The 15,085-nt window shown below is 70.1% G+C and carries 13 protein-coding genes; 6 read left to right on the plus strand and 7 right to left on the minus strand.

Annotated elements, in window-relative coordinates; genetic code table 11:
• Positions 1-52: 52 nt before the first annotated feature.
• The 5 genes from ACIA6B_RS07735 to ACIA6B_RS07755 all read left to right on the plus strand — a co-directional run bounded on the left by ACIA6B_RS07735 (position 53) and on the right by ACIA6B_RS07755 (position 5,723).
• Positions 53-1,051, plus strand: coding sequence for a M23 family metallopeptidase (locus ACIA6B_RS07735; RefSeq protein WP_396771980.1), 999 nt, complete (start codon positions 53-55; stop codon positions 1,049-1,051).
• A gap of 387 nt (positions 1,052-1,438) precedes the next feature.
• Positions 1,439-1,972 (plus strand): MarR family winged helix-turn-helix transcriptional regulator, encoded by a 534-nt coding sequence (locus ACIA6B_RS07740; RefSeq protein ID WP_396771981.1) that lies wholly within the window; start codon positions 1,439-1,441, stop codon positions 1,970-1,972.
• Entirely contained in the window at positions 1,969-3,360 is a 1,392-nt protein-coding gene (locus ACIA6B_RS07745) for an APC family permease (protein ID WP_396771982.1), read from the plus strand. The genes ACIA6B_RS07740 and ACIA6B_RS07745 overlap by 4 nt, the downstream gene beginning before the upstream one ends.
• 82 nt (positions 3,361-3,442) lie before the next feature.
• Positions 3,443-4,783, plus strand: a complete 1,341-nt coding sequence (locus ACIA6B_RS07750; protein WP_396771983.1) for an MFS transporter — start codon at positions 3,443-3,445, stop codon at positions 4,781-4,783.
• 559 nt (positions 4,784-5,342) lie between these two features.
• Positions 5,343-5,723 carry an Lsr2 family protein gene (locus tag ACIA6B_RS07755; RefSeq protein ID WP_396771984.1) on the plus strand — a complete coding sequence of 127 codons (381 nt, stop codon included), beginning with the start codon at positions 5,343-5,345 and terminating at the stop codon, positions 5,721-5,723.
• A gap of 89 nt (positions 5,724-5,812) precedes the next feature.
• Here the strand turns inward: ACIA6B_RS07755 and ACIA6B_RS07760 are convergent, their stop codons facing one another.
• From ACIA6B_RS07760 to ACIA6B_RS07780, 5 genes are all read right to left on the minus strand, one after another.
• Positions 5,813-6,091 carry a hypothetical protein gene (locus ACIA6B_RS07760; RefSeq protein ID WP_396771985.1) on the minus strand — a complete coding sequence of 93 codons (279 nt, stop codon included), beginning with the start codon at positions 6,089-6,091 and terminating at the stop codon, positions 5,813-5,815.
• A gap of 56 nt (positions 6,092-6,147) precedes the next feature.
• A complete protein-coding gene (locus ACIA6B_RS07765; RefSeq protein WP_396771986.1) occupies positions 6,148-6,348 on the minus strand; it encodes a hypothetical protein in 201 nt (66 codons plus the stop codon).
• Between the two features lie 178 nt (positions 6,349-6,526).
• Positions 6,527-7,252 (minus strand): hypothetical protein, encoded by a 726-nt coding sequence (locus ACIA6B_RS07770; RefSeq protein WP_396771987.1) that lies wholly within the window; start codon positions 7,250-7,252, stop codon positions 6,527-6,529.
• Positions 7,253-7,266: 14 nt separating this feature from the next.
• Complete coding sequence (locus ACIA6B_RS07775) at positions 7,267-7,905, minus strand: RNA polymerase sigma factor (RefSeq protein ID WP_396771988.1); 639 nt, start codon at positions 7,903-7,905, stop codon at positions 7,267-7,269.
• Positions 7,906-7,972: 67 nt separating this feature from the next.
• Entirely contained in the window at positions 7,973-8,215 is a 243-nt protein-coding gene (locus ACIA6B_RS07780) for a hypothetical protein (RefSeq protein WP_396771989.1), read from the minus strand.
• 284 nt (positions 8,216-8,499) lie between these two features.
• Between ACIA6B_RS07780 and ACIA6B_RS07785 the strand changes: the two genes are divergently transcribed.
• The gene (locus tag ACIA6B_RS07785; protein WP_396771990.1) at positions 8,500-9,456 is read left to right on the plus strand and encodes a DUF5954 family protein; all 957 of its coding nucleotides are present in this window, start codon (positions 8,500-8,502) and stop codon (positions 9,454-9,456) included.
• 80 nt (positions 9,457-9,536) lie between these two features.
• Here the strand turns inward: ACIA6B_RS07785 and ACIA6B_RS07790 are convergent, their stop codons facing one another.
• Both ACIA6B_RS07790 and mobF read right to left on the minus strand, forming a co-directional pair.
• Positions 9,537-10,613, minus strand: a complete 1,077-nt coding sequence (locus ACIA6B_RS07790) for a hypothetical protein (RefSeq protein ID WP_396771991.1) — start codon at positions 10,611-10,613, stop codon at positions 9,537-9,539.
• A complete protein-coding gene (gene mobF, locus ACIA6B_RS07795; RefSeq protein WP_396771992.1) occupies positions 10,613-14,881 on the minus strand; it encodes a MobF family relaxase in 4,269 nt (1,422 codons plus the stop codon). Before mobF ends, ACIA6B_RS07790 begins: the two co-directional genes overlap by 1 nt.
• Positions 14,882-15,085: the final 204 nt, after the last annotated feature.

Here is a 15,085-nt window from a genome sequence, read left to right on the forward strand (position 1 = left end):
TGTCGCGGTCACCGCCGCGCTCCTGCTGCTGTGTGGACTGCCGCTGACAGTCGTGCTCACCGACGACGCCCCCGCAGCGGCGTGCACCGTCGCAGATCCGTCGCAGCAACCAGCCGGCGGGAGTGGACAGGTGGGGAGGTGGAACGTCGAGCAGGTCGGTAACGCCGCGCAGATCGTCGCCGTCGGACGGCAGCACGGCGTGCCAGCCCGCGGGTGGGTCATCGCGGTGGCCACCGCGATGGTCGAATCTGACCTTCGGAACCTGCGCGGCGGTGACCGCGACTCCCTCGGGCTCTTCCAGCAGCGTCCCAGCCAGGGATGGGGGACCCCGGCGCAGATCCTCGACCCCCGCTACGCCGCGACGAAGTTCTACGACAAGCTCCAGCGCATCACCGGCTGGGAAACCCTGCCTCTGTCGGTTGCCGCGCAACGCGTGCAGGTTTCGGCGTTCCCCGATCGCTACGGCCACTACGAGCACGACGCCGAGCAGGTCGTCGCCGCGGTCGCCGGTGTCGACACGATCGCCGAGCTACCCGGTGCCAGCCTCGCCGTCTGCGCTGGCGGGCAGCTACCGGTGGCGGCGTCGGGCTGGACGGCACCCCTTCGCGCCGCCGTGGGCAGCGGTTACGGGCCCCGCGCCGGCAAACTCCACGCCGGAGTCGACCTGGGCGCGGCCCGCAACACGGTCATCCACGCGGCCAGCGCCGGCACGGTGGTGTGGGCGGGCTGCGACCCGAGCACCGGCAACTGCGACATCGACGGCAGTCCCACCACCCGAGGCTGCGGCTGGTACGTCGACCTTGTGCACGCCGACGGATACGGCACCCGCTACTGCCACATGATCCGCCGCCCCGACGTCAACAAGGGCGACACCGTGCAAGCCGGTCAGCGAATCGGCCTAGTCGGCACCAGCGGCCACTCCTCCGGCCCGCACCTGCACTTTCAAACCCACCAGGGCGTATGCGCCGGCTCGCGGTGCGACCTCGGTAACGCCAACTCGGTCGACCCGGTCGCGTTCATGCGTCAACGCGGTGCCCCGCTCGGCGAGTAGACGGACCACGTTCAGAACTCACGATCGTGCCCGCTTCACCAGGTTCCAACATCGATCGACGGACGGACAAGCGATGCGTCGTTGTAGTTCCTCCGCGGCCTCAACCCGGGGCGAGTTGTCGACCTCGTCAAGAGGCGGATTCAGGACGCAGACGAGACGCATCCGTCCTCTGTCCAACTCCCCGAGCGGGGGTGATGGGTCGCCCACACACGGCAGGTAGGTCATCAACCACGGCACGGGGGGTTACAACATGTACGACGACGAGGACACTGACCGTTCGGGCCGGCCGGCACCGCAACCGCCGCCGCCGGCCGACTGCGGCGCTCAGATCGGTCAGCGCCGCAACCGCAAGCCCAACCGGCGGCCGGCCCGGCGCAGGTGGACGCCATGAACGCGGCCACCGAACGGATGCCGCGACGAGCCTCCGGCGTGTACCGGCCACCGGTCAACGTCGCGCGGACACCGACACCGCGGCCGGGGCCCCTGTCGCAACTGGTCCGCACCGCCAACACCCTGCGCGCGCAAATCGAACGAGGGGTACTGCGCACCGAAGGACTGACCTGGACCACCTACGACGTGCTCGTGTTGGTGTGCGCCCGCCGCGCAGTCGAAACCCGCACCGCCGCCGCCGAGGTGGGCATCGCCAAAGCGACCCTGACCAACGCGCTCGCGACGCTCGTAGACCGAGGACTGGTGCGCCGGCAGCTGCAGGAGGGCGACCGGCGCCGGGTGGTCCTGCGGCCCACTCAGGACGGCATCGACCTGGCACGGCGCCTGCAAGCACCAGTGGAGGCCGAGCAGTCCCGACTCTTCCGGGAGCCGGGCATGCCGTCGGGAGACAGCCTCGCCAAGGTTCTGCGGACCCTCGCCACCCGCAGCCAGCAGGCCGACACCACCCACGACTCGGACGGCGTCCGGTGACCGGGCGGATCGGCGTGGCGCGCGGCACCGCCCTGTATGTCGGGGCGGTGCTCGGGCCCGGCGTGCTGGTGCTGCCCGCTCTCGCCGTGGACGCCGCCGGGCCGGCGTCGCTGCTGGCGTGGGCGCTCATGCTGGCAGTTTCGGCGCCGATCGCCGCCGCGTTCGCCGCGCTCGGCATCCGCTATCCCGACGCCGGAGGGGTGGCGACGTTCACCCGGCGGGCGTTTGGGCCTGCGGCCGGCACGGTGGTCGGCTGGTGGTTCTACGCGGCCGTGCCGTTGGGCATGGTCGCCGGCGCCATGGCGGGTGCCCGGTACGCCGCCACCGCGCTCGACGAAGGGCCGGGCGCGGCGGCAGTGATCGCCGCCGTGCTGCTCGCGGCGGCGTACGCGCTGAACCTGGTCGGCCTGCACCTGTCCGGCCGGCTGCATCTGGCGCTCACCGGCGGGCTCTGCGCGCTGCTGATCACGGTGGTCGTCGTGTCGCTGCCGCACATTGACGCGAGCCGGTTCACGCCGTTCGCTCCTCACGGATTGTCGGGTGTGGCGAGCGCCGCCGCGGTGCTCTTCGTCGCGATCTGCGGCTGGGAGGCCGCCGCGAACCTGGCGGGTGAGGTCACGCGCCCGCGCCGGCAGCTGCCGGTCGTGGCCGCAGCCAGCCTGAGCGTCGTCGGGGTGCTCTACGCCGGGCTGGCGGTCAGCACCGTCGGCGTGCTCGGCGCGCCGGGCGGGCGCAGCGCGGTGCCGCTGCTTCGGCTGCTCGGCGCGCAAAGCGGCGGCGGCGCGGTGGTGACGGCGCTGTGCGCGCTGCTCCTGACCTTCGGCGCATGCTTCACCTTCATCGCCTCCGCAGCGCGTGCCGGCGCTGCCCTGGGCCGCGACGAAGCCCTCCCCATGTGGCTCGCTACCACTCGCGGTGGGGTGCCTCGGCGCAGCCTCGCGGTGCAGGCGAGCGGCGCTTGCGTGGTCGGCGTCGCGGCGTGCGCCGCGCCGGCAGCGCTTGACGTGGATCTGCTGATGCGCGCGTTCTCGGCCCTTCTGGCGTCGGTCACCGTGCTGGGACTCGCGGCAGCCGTGCGGCTGCTCGGCTCACCGCTGATGCGCGGCGGCGCATGCGTCGGCATGGCCGTGGTCGGGGGAGTTGCCGCGTGCGCAGGCCGCCTGATGCTGCTGCCCGCTGTGGTCGCCATCGCGGCCCTGACCTGGCGGCGCTACCACTGGTCGCCGCGCGAGCTACCAGGCAACAAGCCGGTGACAACGCAGCCGGCGGGCGCCGTGCAGCGGGGCATCGCGGACTTGGACGTTCAACCCCGCAGGTCCTTCGATCTGGTCAATCGGGATGCCGGGCTCTCCGCCTCCGGCCGAGGCCGCTCCACCAGAAAGCCGTGACACCCCGGGCGGCGGTCACCGGCACCTGCCTGACCGGCGACCGCCGCACCTTCTGTCCTGCTGACCGGCAAGGAGCCCTCTTGTGTCAAACACAGCCGCACCCACCGCACCGTCGGCGGCCAGTATCGGGTGGCGCCTCGGCGCCCTGTACGGGCCGGCGATCTACGGCGTCAGCGCCGCAGCCGTCGCGTTACCCGTCGCCGCCGGCGCACTGCACACCTCGCCGGTCACGGCCGTGTGGATCCTGACCATCCACGCCCTGGGCCTGGGCGTCGGCGCCGCTGTCGCCGGACGTGCCATCGACCTTGCGGGGCCACGACGCACCCTCAGCCTCGGGGTGCTCCTCCTCGCGGCCGGGGCCGCGATCTGCGTGGTCGCCACCGTCCTTGCCGTAGCCGTCGCGGGCCGGGCGCTGCTCGCGGCGGGCTCCGGGACGATGACCGCGACCGCCCTCACGCTTGCCACAGGCCGTCCGCCCCCGCAACGAGCGACAGTCCTGGCCCGCCTCGGCGCCGTGATGGCGTTGTTCTCGGCAACCGCTCCGCTGGCCGGGGCCCTGGCCGTCACCGCATCCTGGAGGACCGCGATGGTGCTGCCCGCACTGTCACTGATCGCACTACCGCTGTGCTGGCAGCTCACCCCGCGCCATCCGACGGCGGCGGCACGCGTCGACTGGATCGGCGCGGCCCTGCTGGCGACCGCCGCGGCAGGGCTGCTTCTGACAATCCAGTCCGCCACCCTGCACCTTCCGCCGCCGGCCGTCGCCGGTCTCGTCGTGGGCACCTGCGCGCTGGCCGTCATCGCAGGTCGTCACCGCCGAGGGCACCCGCGCGGATTCATCGCCCCAGTGATCAGCCAGCGACGGTTCCTCCTGTGCGCGCTGGCCGGAGCCGGAATCTACGGCGGGCTGTTCGCCTGCGTGTACGCCGTCCCGCAGATGCTCACCCGCCTCGGCTGCACCGCCGAGACCATCGGGCTGCTGCTGCTGCCCAGCGCGTTCATCGCGGCGGCGGCAGCCCGCCTCGCCGGCCAGGTGACGAGTGAGTCGGCGCGGCGCCGGATGCTGGCCGGCGTGGCCGCGGTGTTCAGCGTCAGCATGCTCGCCGCCGGGTTCAACCACCGTCCGGTAGCGCTGCTCTGCGCGACCACCGCCGGGTTCACCGCCTTCGCCCTCGCCCAGACGACCCTGACCGCCGCTGTCACCGCCGACCTGAGAGCTGCCCAGCGAGGCGGCGCGGTCGGTCTGCTGAACCTGACGTTCTTCGTCGGTGGCGCGGTAGGCGCGTCAGTGTGCTCGGTGCTGTGGCAGCCGTGGGGGCTTCCCGCTGCTCTGGCGGTGATCTCCGTACTGCCGGCTGTGGCCGCGGTGGGGGCGTGCGCTGCGATACCGTGCCGGCCACCAACGGGCTGCACACAGGCGTGACGGGCTCACCCGCCCCCGCGCCCCTGCGAGACCGTGGCCGCTCGAAGGCGCCATCTCCAGCAATGGAGCCCACGCCAAGCTGGAGCTATACCGTACGGCTGCTCCCTGGCTCCTCGGCAGTCCGCGTACCGCCGCCGTCGTCAGCGCGGCCTACGAACGGACCCGTCTCGGGGCCTTCGATATCCCGGCTGAGGCGATGACCGGCCCGCAACAATGGCTCCGCTGGCTCTTTCGCGCATAGAAATTTCGGCTCAGGCGGATGCTCAGCGTCTGCGCTCAGAGACGCCACCAGGGAGCACCCATCCCGAACTTCCGCCGACCGCGGATAGCTGTGTTCTGAGCTGCGAGAAGCGCAGACGGCAGTGGGAGGTGAAGAGGTTGCCTGACGTTTGTACTTCACTGCCTGTGCCCAGAATGGAGCTGTAGGTGCCTATCCCTGCGAGAGGGTTCGATGAGGATAGGCGGCGAAACTGGTTTCACGAGCCGTGCCGTCGAATTCCTTAAACTGGCGCGGGAAGCTACGATCCAGGTCACGCTTCTCGCCCGGAAGGACTACCTGGTGGCAAAGCAGATCATTCACAAGCTCGTCGATGACCTAGACGGCGGAAACGCCGACGAAACGGTCACGTTCGCTCTCGACGGCGTCCGGTACGAAATCGACTTATCGGCCTCCAACGCCGAGAAACTTCGGAACCTGTTCGAGCCCTACACGAGTCACGGAACGAAAGCTGGCCGCAGTGGTGTGGCCGCAAGCGTACGAACTGGCCGGCATGCTGCCGCTCCGCTCGGTGCGCGCCGTGGCAGCAGTGGCACCACGGCCAACCGCGAGCAGAACAGGGCGATCCGCGACTGGGCCAAGCGAGCTGGTAAGGACATCTCAGACCGGGGACGGATTCCGCAGGAGATCGTGGACGAGTACAACCAGAAAGCAGGGCGTTGAGCGACACCATGCGGCTGACCGTCACCCCCCGCGTCAGCTCAGCGGTGGGCAGAGTCAGGGCTGTAGCGGCGGTGGTGTACGGCGGCGGCTCACGACGATGAGCCGCCGTCGGTCGGCCCGCTCCGATCAGGCGGCGGCCCGCCGTGCTGCTCGCGCCATCGCCCCGTCGACTCGGCGCGCAGAAGCCGATCCACCATCGCTTCGGCCTCGCCGGGGGAGTCGTAGGTCCACCGCAGTACCTTCCCGGTCTCGGTATCTCCCGCGCGTGCGACGACCTGCCATGTTGTCTGCCGAACCAGCCACACATCGCGTCTGGCCAGACGCCCCCAGGCGCCGTTCCACCATCGCCGGACGATCTCCTCCACCACGCCTGAATCGTACACACGTTCGACTGTCGCGTCGGAGCAAGTAGCGGGTGGTCACCTCACTCGCAGTGGTCCTGACTGCCGCGGTCTCGCGGTTCGCAGCAGTCGTCACGGTGACGGTAGACGCGCAGGCTCGGACCGTTGCGCCGGTGGCTGCGCTCGCCGGTGATCTCGTAGAGGCACGCCCGCCACACCGCTGTCTCGCCGTAGGCGGCGATGACCTGACCATCGCCGGGGCCGCCTCTGAGCAGCACGTCCATCACCTAACGGTACGCACCCGCCATTGGTTCGAGACGGGCGCCGGCTTCCTCACGCTCTCGCCGGCCGTTCGAAGGCGGCCGTCACTCCGCTGCCGGCGCACTCTGGGCCTCAGCTACTACGTGCGGACCTGGCCGCTGCATCCACCTACGGCTTGATCAACGCCTGGCTCGGCATCGCTCAACCAAGGGCGTCAACGACGTCGTTCGACGGCTCGAACAAGCGCTTGATCGGCGGCTTCAACGACGCCGTGTGTCGGGCCAACTCCCAGATCCGAGTGACGTCTGGGTGCTTGTTGCCGTCGGGTCCGCGCTTCAGGTAGTACGACAGGGTGGTGGAGAGTTCCATCAAGGCGAGGGCCATGCCGTTCACGATCTCGGTGGCCTGATCCAAGGTCACGATTCCTTGATCCAGGTTGACTGCCAGGTGCGCCAGATCGTCGCTTTTGCGCACCGCCGTGCTGAGGTGCTGGAGAAGATCGCCCAAGTGGTCGGCAGTCTGGTTCTCGCGCCACGGATCCCTGAGCTGACGCAGGAACAATTGTGCCTCGTTCGCTACTGCCCACACCTTGTCGATGGTGCTCAGGTGGTCCGCCGCGTCACGTCCGTCGGCCGTTTCGGTTTTGTGGTGCAGGCAGTTGGTGGGCGGACTCTGAAGCTGCCGGTCGACTGGCGCCGTGGAATTCTGCGGTAGGGCGTCGGTGGCGATGATTGCGGCGAGGCCAGCCTCGACGTCGAATCCAGTCCCGGCATCCGCGATGAATTGGTGGTAGTGCCCCTGAAGCAGGATGTCTCGCAGTCCCGCCTCGACGTCCCACGTCGCCGTGAGCCGGGCTTCGATGGCGCTCAGCTCCGCGCTGGCTGCGACGGCGAGCTGATCCGGCGTGTCGCTGCTGTGGTCGCTCACGGAGTCCCCCTCGCTCATCGGTTGCTCTCCCCCGACCCATCAAGCAGCTCGTGTAGTCTCTGGCGCGCTTTGTAGAGGCTGCTGCGCACCGCTGCCGGCTCCATGCTCAACTGGAGGGCGATCTCGGTGGGGGCGTATCCATCGAACGACCAGGCCAACACCTGTCGTTGCCGCAGCGGAAGCTGACGCAACGCCACCCGAAGGTCTTGTTTGGTGGCCGCCGCAGCCAGCTCGCAGCCGTCGTTGACGCCGGGTTCGTCATCACTGGCTTCGGCGACCGGAACCGGGTCGAGCCGGCCTACCCGCTCTGCGTACGCGCGGGAGGCGGTTGTCCGCGCCCATGCCTCGGGCTTGGCGATGCTGTCCCATAGTCGGTACGCCTTGTACATCGTCTCCTGTATGACGTCTTTGGCGTCTGCCTCTGAGGCGCCCTGCCAGATGAGCCATCCGACCAGCTTGGCGGCGTGGGCACGGTAGAAGGCGCTGAACTCCTCAACGATGCGCTGGCGGGCCGTCGCTGGCTCGGTAACAGCCGGCAGGGGATGGCTCTTCACGTCGATTATCAGTAGATATTTGGCGTCCGAGACGGTGACATTGTCAGACCGCAAGCGCTTCACCTCCACCACTTTGGAGTTGGATCGCTGTTCGAACATGGGCCCTAGATGCTGGTAGTGATGGATGCTCTCCGGGGATGCGCACTTGGACGTGTCGGGAGTTCCGTCAACCACGGCGACCGCCAGTGTGAGCGGCGACGGGCACGCTCATCGTGATGCTTGAACCGTCGGCGCGCTGGTCGCGAAGCCGACCGCCGTCGGGCATTGCCTCGGCGATCGTGACCAACGATTCTGCGCGGTGCTTCTCGGCCTGCGCCCGCCACCGTCCGCGGATCCAGAGCGCCGCCAGTGTGGTGATGTTGCCGCCGGCGACGATCGCGGCGGCCCACCCCCAGCTCGTGTTCTCCACTGCACCTCGTCTCGATTCGGCCCCGCGCTGGATGCGCCGCTTCACAAGGTAAGAGGGGCGTCAGGGGGTCAGCGTGAACCGCCGCGCTGCAGAAAATTTTGACCGAGACCTGACCGGGCGGTAGCCCATACTCAGCGAGGCTGGGACGAAGGGCATCGGCAGATCGCCGCCCGAGGTGTTGAGGAAGACGTACGGTCCAGGTGCTGCCGGTGCCCGCCTGCCGGTCACATCAGTAGCGGACACGCCACCTCAGTTGCACGCGGCAAGTCCTAAGTAGTTACACAATGACTCCTGTGGGTGACGAAGAGACGTCGGAGCCGGTGGTCATGCGGGTACGGCGGCGTGATGACCCAGTTGGTGCGGTCACGGAGTACGACGCGGCGAGGCGTGCTGACGAGTACCCGCGGCTTCGCGTGGGCGCTCCGCTGTTCGGGCATTGCGTGCAGGCCGAGGCCGGACGGTGGCGGGTGTCCGCGTTGGTGTCGGATACGCCGCAGGCGGCGCGGGACCTGCTCGCGCATCGGTTGCGGAAGGTGCTGGACGAGACCGAGGATGCCGGGCTGGCCGCGGAGTTGACTGCCGTGGTCGATGTGTTGGATCGGGAGAAGCGCGACGAGGTGATGGTCGCCGGGCGGGCGTATCGGGTTGTGCGGGTGGACACGTTCGCGCGGTTCGGCGCGGATGGTCCCGAGCCGCCGCGGCCCACGGACCGGGATCCCCGCGACGCCGAGGACCATGACAGCTTCCTCGATGAGGAGATCGTCGCCGATCCGGATGCGGTGACCGGAATCAGTGAGGCGATGTTGCGGGTCGAGCTGTCGACGGCGCACTATCCGCGCGCGCAGGTGCCCGCCGACGTGTACGCCGACAGCGTCGCCGCCGTCACCGCCTACCCGCTCGGAGTCGTTCTCCCGACTCGCTACTCTGCCGCAGAGTGCGTCGAGGGAGCGTGGCGGCCCTACAGTCGGGCGGTGGCCACACCTCAGTTGGCGCGTGACGAGATCGCGTTCGGCCTGCGTCACATCGAGCCGCGTCTGCTGAGGCTCACCGATGAGCAGACGGCTGCCTTGCAGCGGGCCGCCGACGAGCTGGATGCCCAGCCCGTCGACGACCTCACCGTGCTCGGGCGCCGTTTCCGGGTGACTCGCATCGAGACCCTGCTACGCATGTCCCATGGCGCTCCAGAGGGACCACGTCCGTCGGATCCGGATCCGGAGGAGCCGCCGGCGGCTGACCGGTAGCGCCGCCGCTCGCGCGATCGGTGCCGGGCTCCGGTGCGCAGTTGTGGCCCGTAAGACCTCCGTGCAATCCGCGGTCCGGTTCACTGTTTGATGTCGGGCTCACGGTCAGGCTCGACGTCGCTGTCGAGGTCGGGGCGGGGTCGGGGAACTGCCGCCCGATCGGGCGTCGCATCGGCTGTGCCGGCTGCTCGTGGAAGCACTTGATCCACGGTCTTGCTGAGCTGATCCACGCGTTCGGCGATGTGTCTTACGTAGCCGAGCACCTCGCGGGTCAGTTGATCGGAGGCTGGTGTTCGGGCCTGCTCGGCTTGTGCGACGAGGCTGTCCAGGATCGCGCCGGTCTGGTGTGGTTCCGGGGTGGCGGCGTACACTGTAAGTGAGGACATGGCTTGGGCGCTTTGGCTCAAGTTGTGGGGGTCGCGATCGCCATCTGGTGGAGCGGCCCCTCTCTCGTTGAGGCGCAGTTCGGTGCCGGTTGTTGCTTCGATAATGGTGGCGACCTCGGTTACGCGGTTGAACCATTGCGGTTCGTCGGCGCGGATGGCGCGGCCGGCGGACCAGGCGACGGCGTCGGCCATCCAGAGTCCCGGGTCGTTGCGGCCGTCGACGTGGATGAGGCGCATGCGGTGACTGATGGCGCCCTGGTCGAGGAGGCGTCGGTAGGCGCGGATGTCGTTGCGGTCGGTGTGGGGTAGGCGACCACCGGCGTCGCGCGCTTGCTGCCATTCTGCCGGGCTGGCCCGGCTCTCTAGGTAGACGTCACGGACTCGCTGGGTGTTGAGGTAGCGCAGGAGGCGTTCCAGGCTGACCTGCCGGGCGTGTTCACGTTGGTCTTCGAGGTGGGACCGGACGCGTTGAGGGCCGGAGGGTGGGAGATCCCGGTTGCCTGCGTTGAGGGGCACCTGCGCGGAGACGACGCTCCAGCCGGCGTGCTCAGCGACGACGTCGAGCATCGCTTCGATCGTGCCGACGTGCCCCCGGTGATACAGCGCGGTGGAGTGGTAGGCGCCGTGGATGCCGGCGGCGGCGGTAGCGGCGGCTTCGGCGGCGGGGACGTCGTCTTGGTCGATGATGACGGCGGCCATGAGGTAGGCGCCGGGGCTGCCGCGTTGCTGGAGCCAGGACTCGTCGACGAAGGCGGTCGGGTAGGTGGGCATCAGTCGAGCTCCGTTCCCTCGGTGACCGCCTGGTTGGGTGTAAGGCCGGTGCGGCGGCGTGCGGCGTCGGCGTACTGCGCGAGGCGCTCGGGGACGGGTGCGGCGTGGGGCTGTGGGCGGGTGTCGTCGATAGCGCGCACGCGGGCGGTGGTGGTGGCGACGGCGTCGGTTAGGTCGGCGCGGCGTGCTGTGGCGCGGCGGGTTTGTTCGGCGGCGGCGGCGAGTCCGGCGTAGCGGGTGGGCAGGGCAGTGGTGTACCAGCGCCGCCATTGGCTGTGGTGGGCTTCGAGGTTGTCGACGCGTTCGCGGCGTTGGTCGATGACCGTGTGGAGACTGATGAGCTTCGCGCTCAGGCTGGCGTGGTGGCCGGCGGCACTGGCGAGGCGTTGCTGCGCCTCCTGTTGGGCGGCGAGCGCGCGGGCGCGGGAGGGGCCGCGTTGCCACCAGCGGGGCTGCTGGTGTTGGGCGTGGGTGGCGGCGCGTTGGCCAGCGGTGGTGATAGCGGCGAGAAGCAGGGTGAGGTCGTGGTGGCGGTGCTCGGCGTCGGTGAGGTCGAGGTGCGCGCCACGGAGTTGGTCGGCGACGTAGGGCGGCGCGGTGGCGTCGATGTCCTGTTGTGCGGTGACGAGCCGCGCGAGTTCGTTGTCGTCGGTGGTGGTGAGGTGGCCCGCGAGGGTGGCGGCGCCGAGAGCGATGCGGGCGCGGTGCCAGGCGTTCCACCGCGAGATGTCACCGGGGGAGGGTTCGGCGCCGATGGGGTGGTCGCTGGTGAGCTGGTAGCGGTCGCGGTAGGTGATGACGACCTCGGCGCGGGCGAGCCACTGATCGCGGCCCGCCTCGTCTTGCGGCACGGCGCCCAGGGCGTGGGCCCAGGCCGGTTGGTGCTCGGCGGCGAGGTCGGCCAGCGCCGTGACGCGCCGGTCGCAGATGGCGGCGACCTGGCGCAGGACGTCTCCGATGTCGCCGGTGAGGTCGGCGGGCATGCGGTCGGTGTAGGAGGCGGCGAGCGCTGGGTTGGTGGCGATGGTGGGGTCGGCGGTGGCGCGGACCATCAGGCGGTCGATGCGCCAGGACAGCACGGCGGCGATGTCGCCGGCGGAGTCGATTTCCCGGGGCCGGATCGCGCGGCGCAGGACATCGGCGGGTTCGTGGCCGGCTTCGCGCAGAGTGGTGAGGCGGGCGATCAGCGCGGGCAGCGCGAGGTCACGGGCGAGCCGATCGGCCATCGTCTGTCCGCTGATGCCCGCGAGGATGGTCAGGTAGTCGGGGATGTGAGCGCGGGCGGACAGGTCGTCGTAGATGGGTGTCCAGGTGTGCAGGGCGTCGACGTCGGCCCAGAGTTGGTGTTCGGTTTCGGTGGCGGAGCGGTCGGGTGCGGCGCGGCGCATGATGTCGGCCAAGACGGCGATGCGGGCGGTGGGCGGCTGCGGTGGAGTGCCTTCGCGGGGGTGGTCGTCGGTGACGACGTACGCCTCGTTGAGGGTGTGGCCGCGGGTGAGCATGACGTACAGACGGGCGAGGGTGGTGTTTTCGTCGACGAGCGCGCGGGCGGTGTGCACGGTCTGCCCTTGCAAGGAGTCGACGGTGAGGGCGTAGGCGAGTTGCACGTGCCGCGCAACGTACGCGGCGGGCAGCACGGCGCCCGCGTAGGTGCGCAGGTTGGTCACCTGTAGCTGCCCGTCGCGGGTAACGGCGTCGATGCGCCACTGGTCGCGGTTGGCGACGAACGCGCCGCCGGCGCCGATCCGTCGGTCGTTGCGGCGGGTGACGATGATGTCGCCGACGCTGGCGTGGTTGCCGTCGCGTAGGCGCACGGCCGGGCCGGTGCGGACGAGGCCGGCGCGTAGGAGGATGTCGCGGGCGCGGTGGGCGATGTCGGCGGCCTCGTCGCCGGTCTCGACGAGCATCATGCTGGGGTGTCCGGCGGCCATGTCGGCGACCCACCGGTCCAGCATCTGACCGATCAGCAGGGTGCGGTGCCCGCCGTGGAGCCGGCCGCGCCGGTCGTAGTCGTGCAGGACGGTGAGGTCGCCGGTGCGCAGCCGCAGCGACGCCGCTCCCTCCCACGGGTGGGTGAAGCGGTGGACCTGGGTGAGGCGGGTGGTGACGCCGAGGCTGTCGAGGTAGCGGAACAGCCCGCCGGGCCCGACGGCGGAGATTTGCGCGGGGTCACCGACGAGGATGAGCCGGCCGCCGACGGCGTCGAGGTGGGTGATGAGGCGGGCGAGGTCGTGGCTGGACACCTGCGACGCCTCGTCGATGATGACCCACTGCCCGGGTGCGAACTGCCAGTCGGCGGCGCGCGTGCCGGGCGGCGGCCGGTCGTGCGAGTGCAGCCACCGGGCGATGTTCTCGGTCCGCAGCACCGTGCCGTCGGGCTGGCGGGTGGCGTCGGCGAGCAGCTGCGCCGCGGACTGTCCGACGGTGAGGCCGATGACCGGCACGTCGGCGTGTTGTGCGACGGCGACGACGGCGCGCTGGAGGTAGGTCTTGCCGGTGCCGGCGGGCCCGACGACGCCGGTGACGCGTCGGTCATCGCCGACGAGGAAGCGCAGCGCCTCGGCCTTCTCCGGCGACAGCCGCAGCGCAGCGGTGGCGGCGGCGAGCGCCGTGGCGGGGGCGGTGCGCGCACCGCGGCGGCCGGCGTAGGTGACGACTTCCTTCTCGGCGGCGAGCACCGCGTGGGTGGTCATCTGCAGGTCCCGGTGGCGGGTGTATTCGCTGTGTTGATCGCTGCCGCGCAGCAGCGTCGGCCCCCACTGCACGAGCGCGGGCGGTGTCAGCACCCGCAGCCCGCCGAGGTTCTTGGCGATGGCGTCACCGGCGAGGGTCTGCACCTTCTGCCAGTCGGCGTGCGGCGAATCGCCGGGGGTGAGGTCGAGGACCCGGCCGATGGCCAGTTCGAGGTGTTCACGACCGAACACGGCCCGCTCGCGGCCGAGGTTGTCCACGGCGCGGGCGAGCGCCAGGCGCACGTCGCCGCGCACGGCCGCGCCGATGACCCGGTCGCGTTGAGGCCCGGCGATCCGCAGGTGGTCGGCGGCGGTGCGTAGCGCGTCCTCGTCCACACCGGCCGGCTTAATTCGACGGGCGCGGCGCAGGACGCGACGGCCGGTGGCGGCGATGTCGTCGGACACGTCGCCGGTGAGGATCCGGCCTACCTGTGCGGGCGTGTCGAGACGGGCGGCGCGGTCTTCGGCCTGCCAGCGCTGCACGGCCTGGTCGGTGGATTCGGCGCCCTTGGCCGGTCGGCGGGTCCGCAGGGTGGCGTCCTGGGTGCGTCGACGCCACTGCGCCGCGGGTGAACGGCCGGTTGGTGCGGTGCGGTCGACACGGCGGTCCATCTCCTCGGTGATGGCGCCGCGCCGTTTGCTGTAGTGGCGCAGCGAGGCTTCGCTGACGCCGACGATCTCCCGGATCCCGGAGTCGTCGCGGGCGGAGAAGGTGACGCCCCGGCGCTGGTGTAGTTCCACTTCCAGCGCGCGTTCGTAGGCGACGCGGGCGCCGACGGTCGCGCGGTAGAAGGCCCGCCCGTCCAGTGCCAACCACTGCGCCTCGCCGTTGCTGTCGACCGTTTGGACCTTCGCGGAGACGACGATGTGTGAGTGCAGCTGCGGGTCGCGTTCGCGGCTCATCCGGTGGTCGAAGACCAGCGCGGCCAGCCCTGCGGTGTCGAGCTGACGGACACCGTCGGTGCCGGCGCGGGTAAAGGCACCGTGCCGCTGGAGGTGGTCGAGCAGCGCGCGCACGCCGGCGTGGTGGGCGGCGACGACATCCTGCTTGACCGTGTCGTCGCCGAACGCCCACAGCAGCGACACGGATTTCACGGGGGAGACGGTGACGTCGTAGGCGGACACCGCCCGACGCTCGGGGGCGTTCATGATGCGATGCCACACCCTGTCGCGCTGTTCCACAGTGGCGTCATCGGGGAGGTGTATCAGCGCGCGTCGTACAGCTTCGTCGCGTTTTTCGTCGGTCATCGGCGCGTAGATCCGCCAATTCTGGCCGAGCCGGAATCCTGTCCTGGGGTTGCGGCCCTGGCCGATGAGATAGCGCATCTGTTGTTCGGTGACCCACCCGCGGACCCCGAGGACCGCAGCGCCGTTGCCGGCCCACCAGCCCGGGCTCTCACCGCGCGCAGCGTGGTTGATGTAGTAGGGCGTCGGGCCGGAGTGTCCGAGGGGGCGCAGGTCATGGCGGCCGGCGGCGACCTGCTCCATGACGTAGCGGTAGCCGTCGCCGGGCGAGATGCGCGTGACGGCCAACATGCCCCGACCGTAGAAGATCAACTAGCAATGTGGCGGTCGAGAATGCAAGGGGGTGTGTCCCCTATAACTGAACAAGAGGCGGGTCGCTAAAGGTTTGGGCAGGCCAGCCGTGCTGTGGCCAAAGTTGAGCGGGCGCGGTGATTGGGTGTGGAATTGCGGCTAGGTTCGAACGATTCCGCTAATGAGTGTGGGGTTTGGTCTGGC

Origin of the sequence: Micromonospora sp. NPDC051141 (assembly GCF_044455765.1) — a bacterium.
Classification (GTDB): domain Bacteria; phylum Actinomycetota; class Actinomycetes; order Mycobacteriales; family Micromonosporaceae; genus Micromonospora.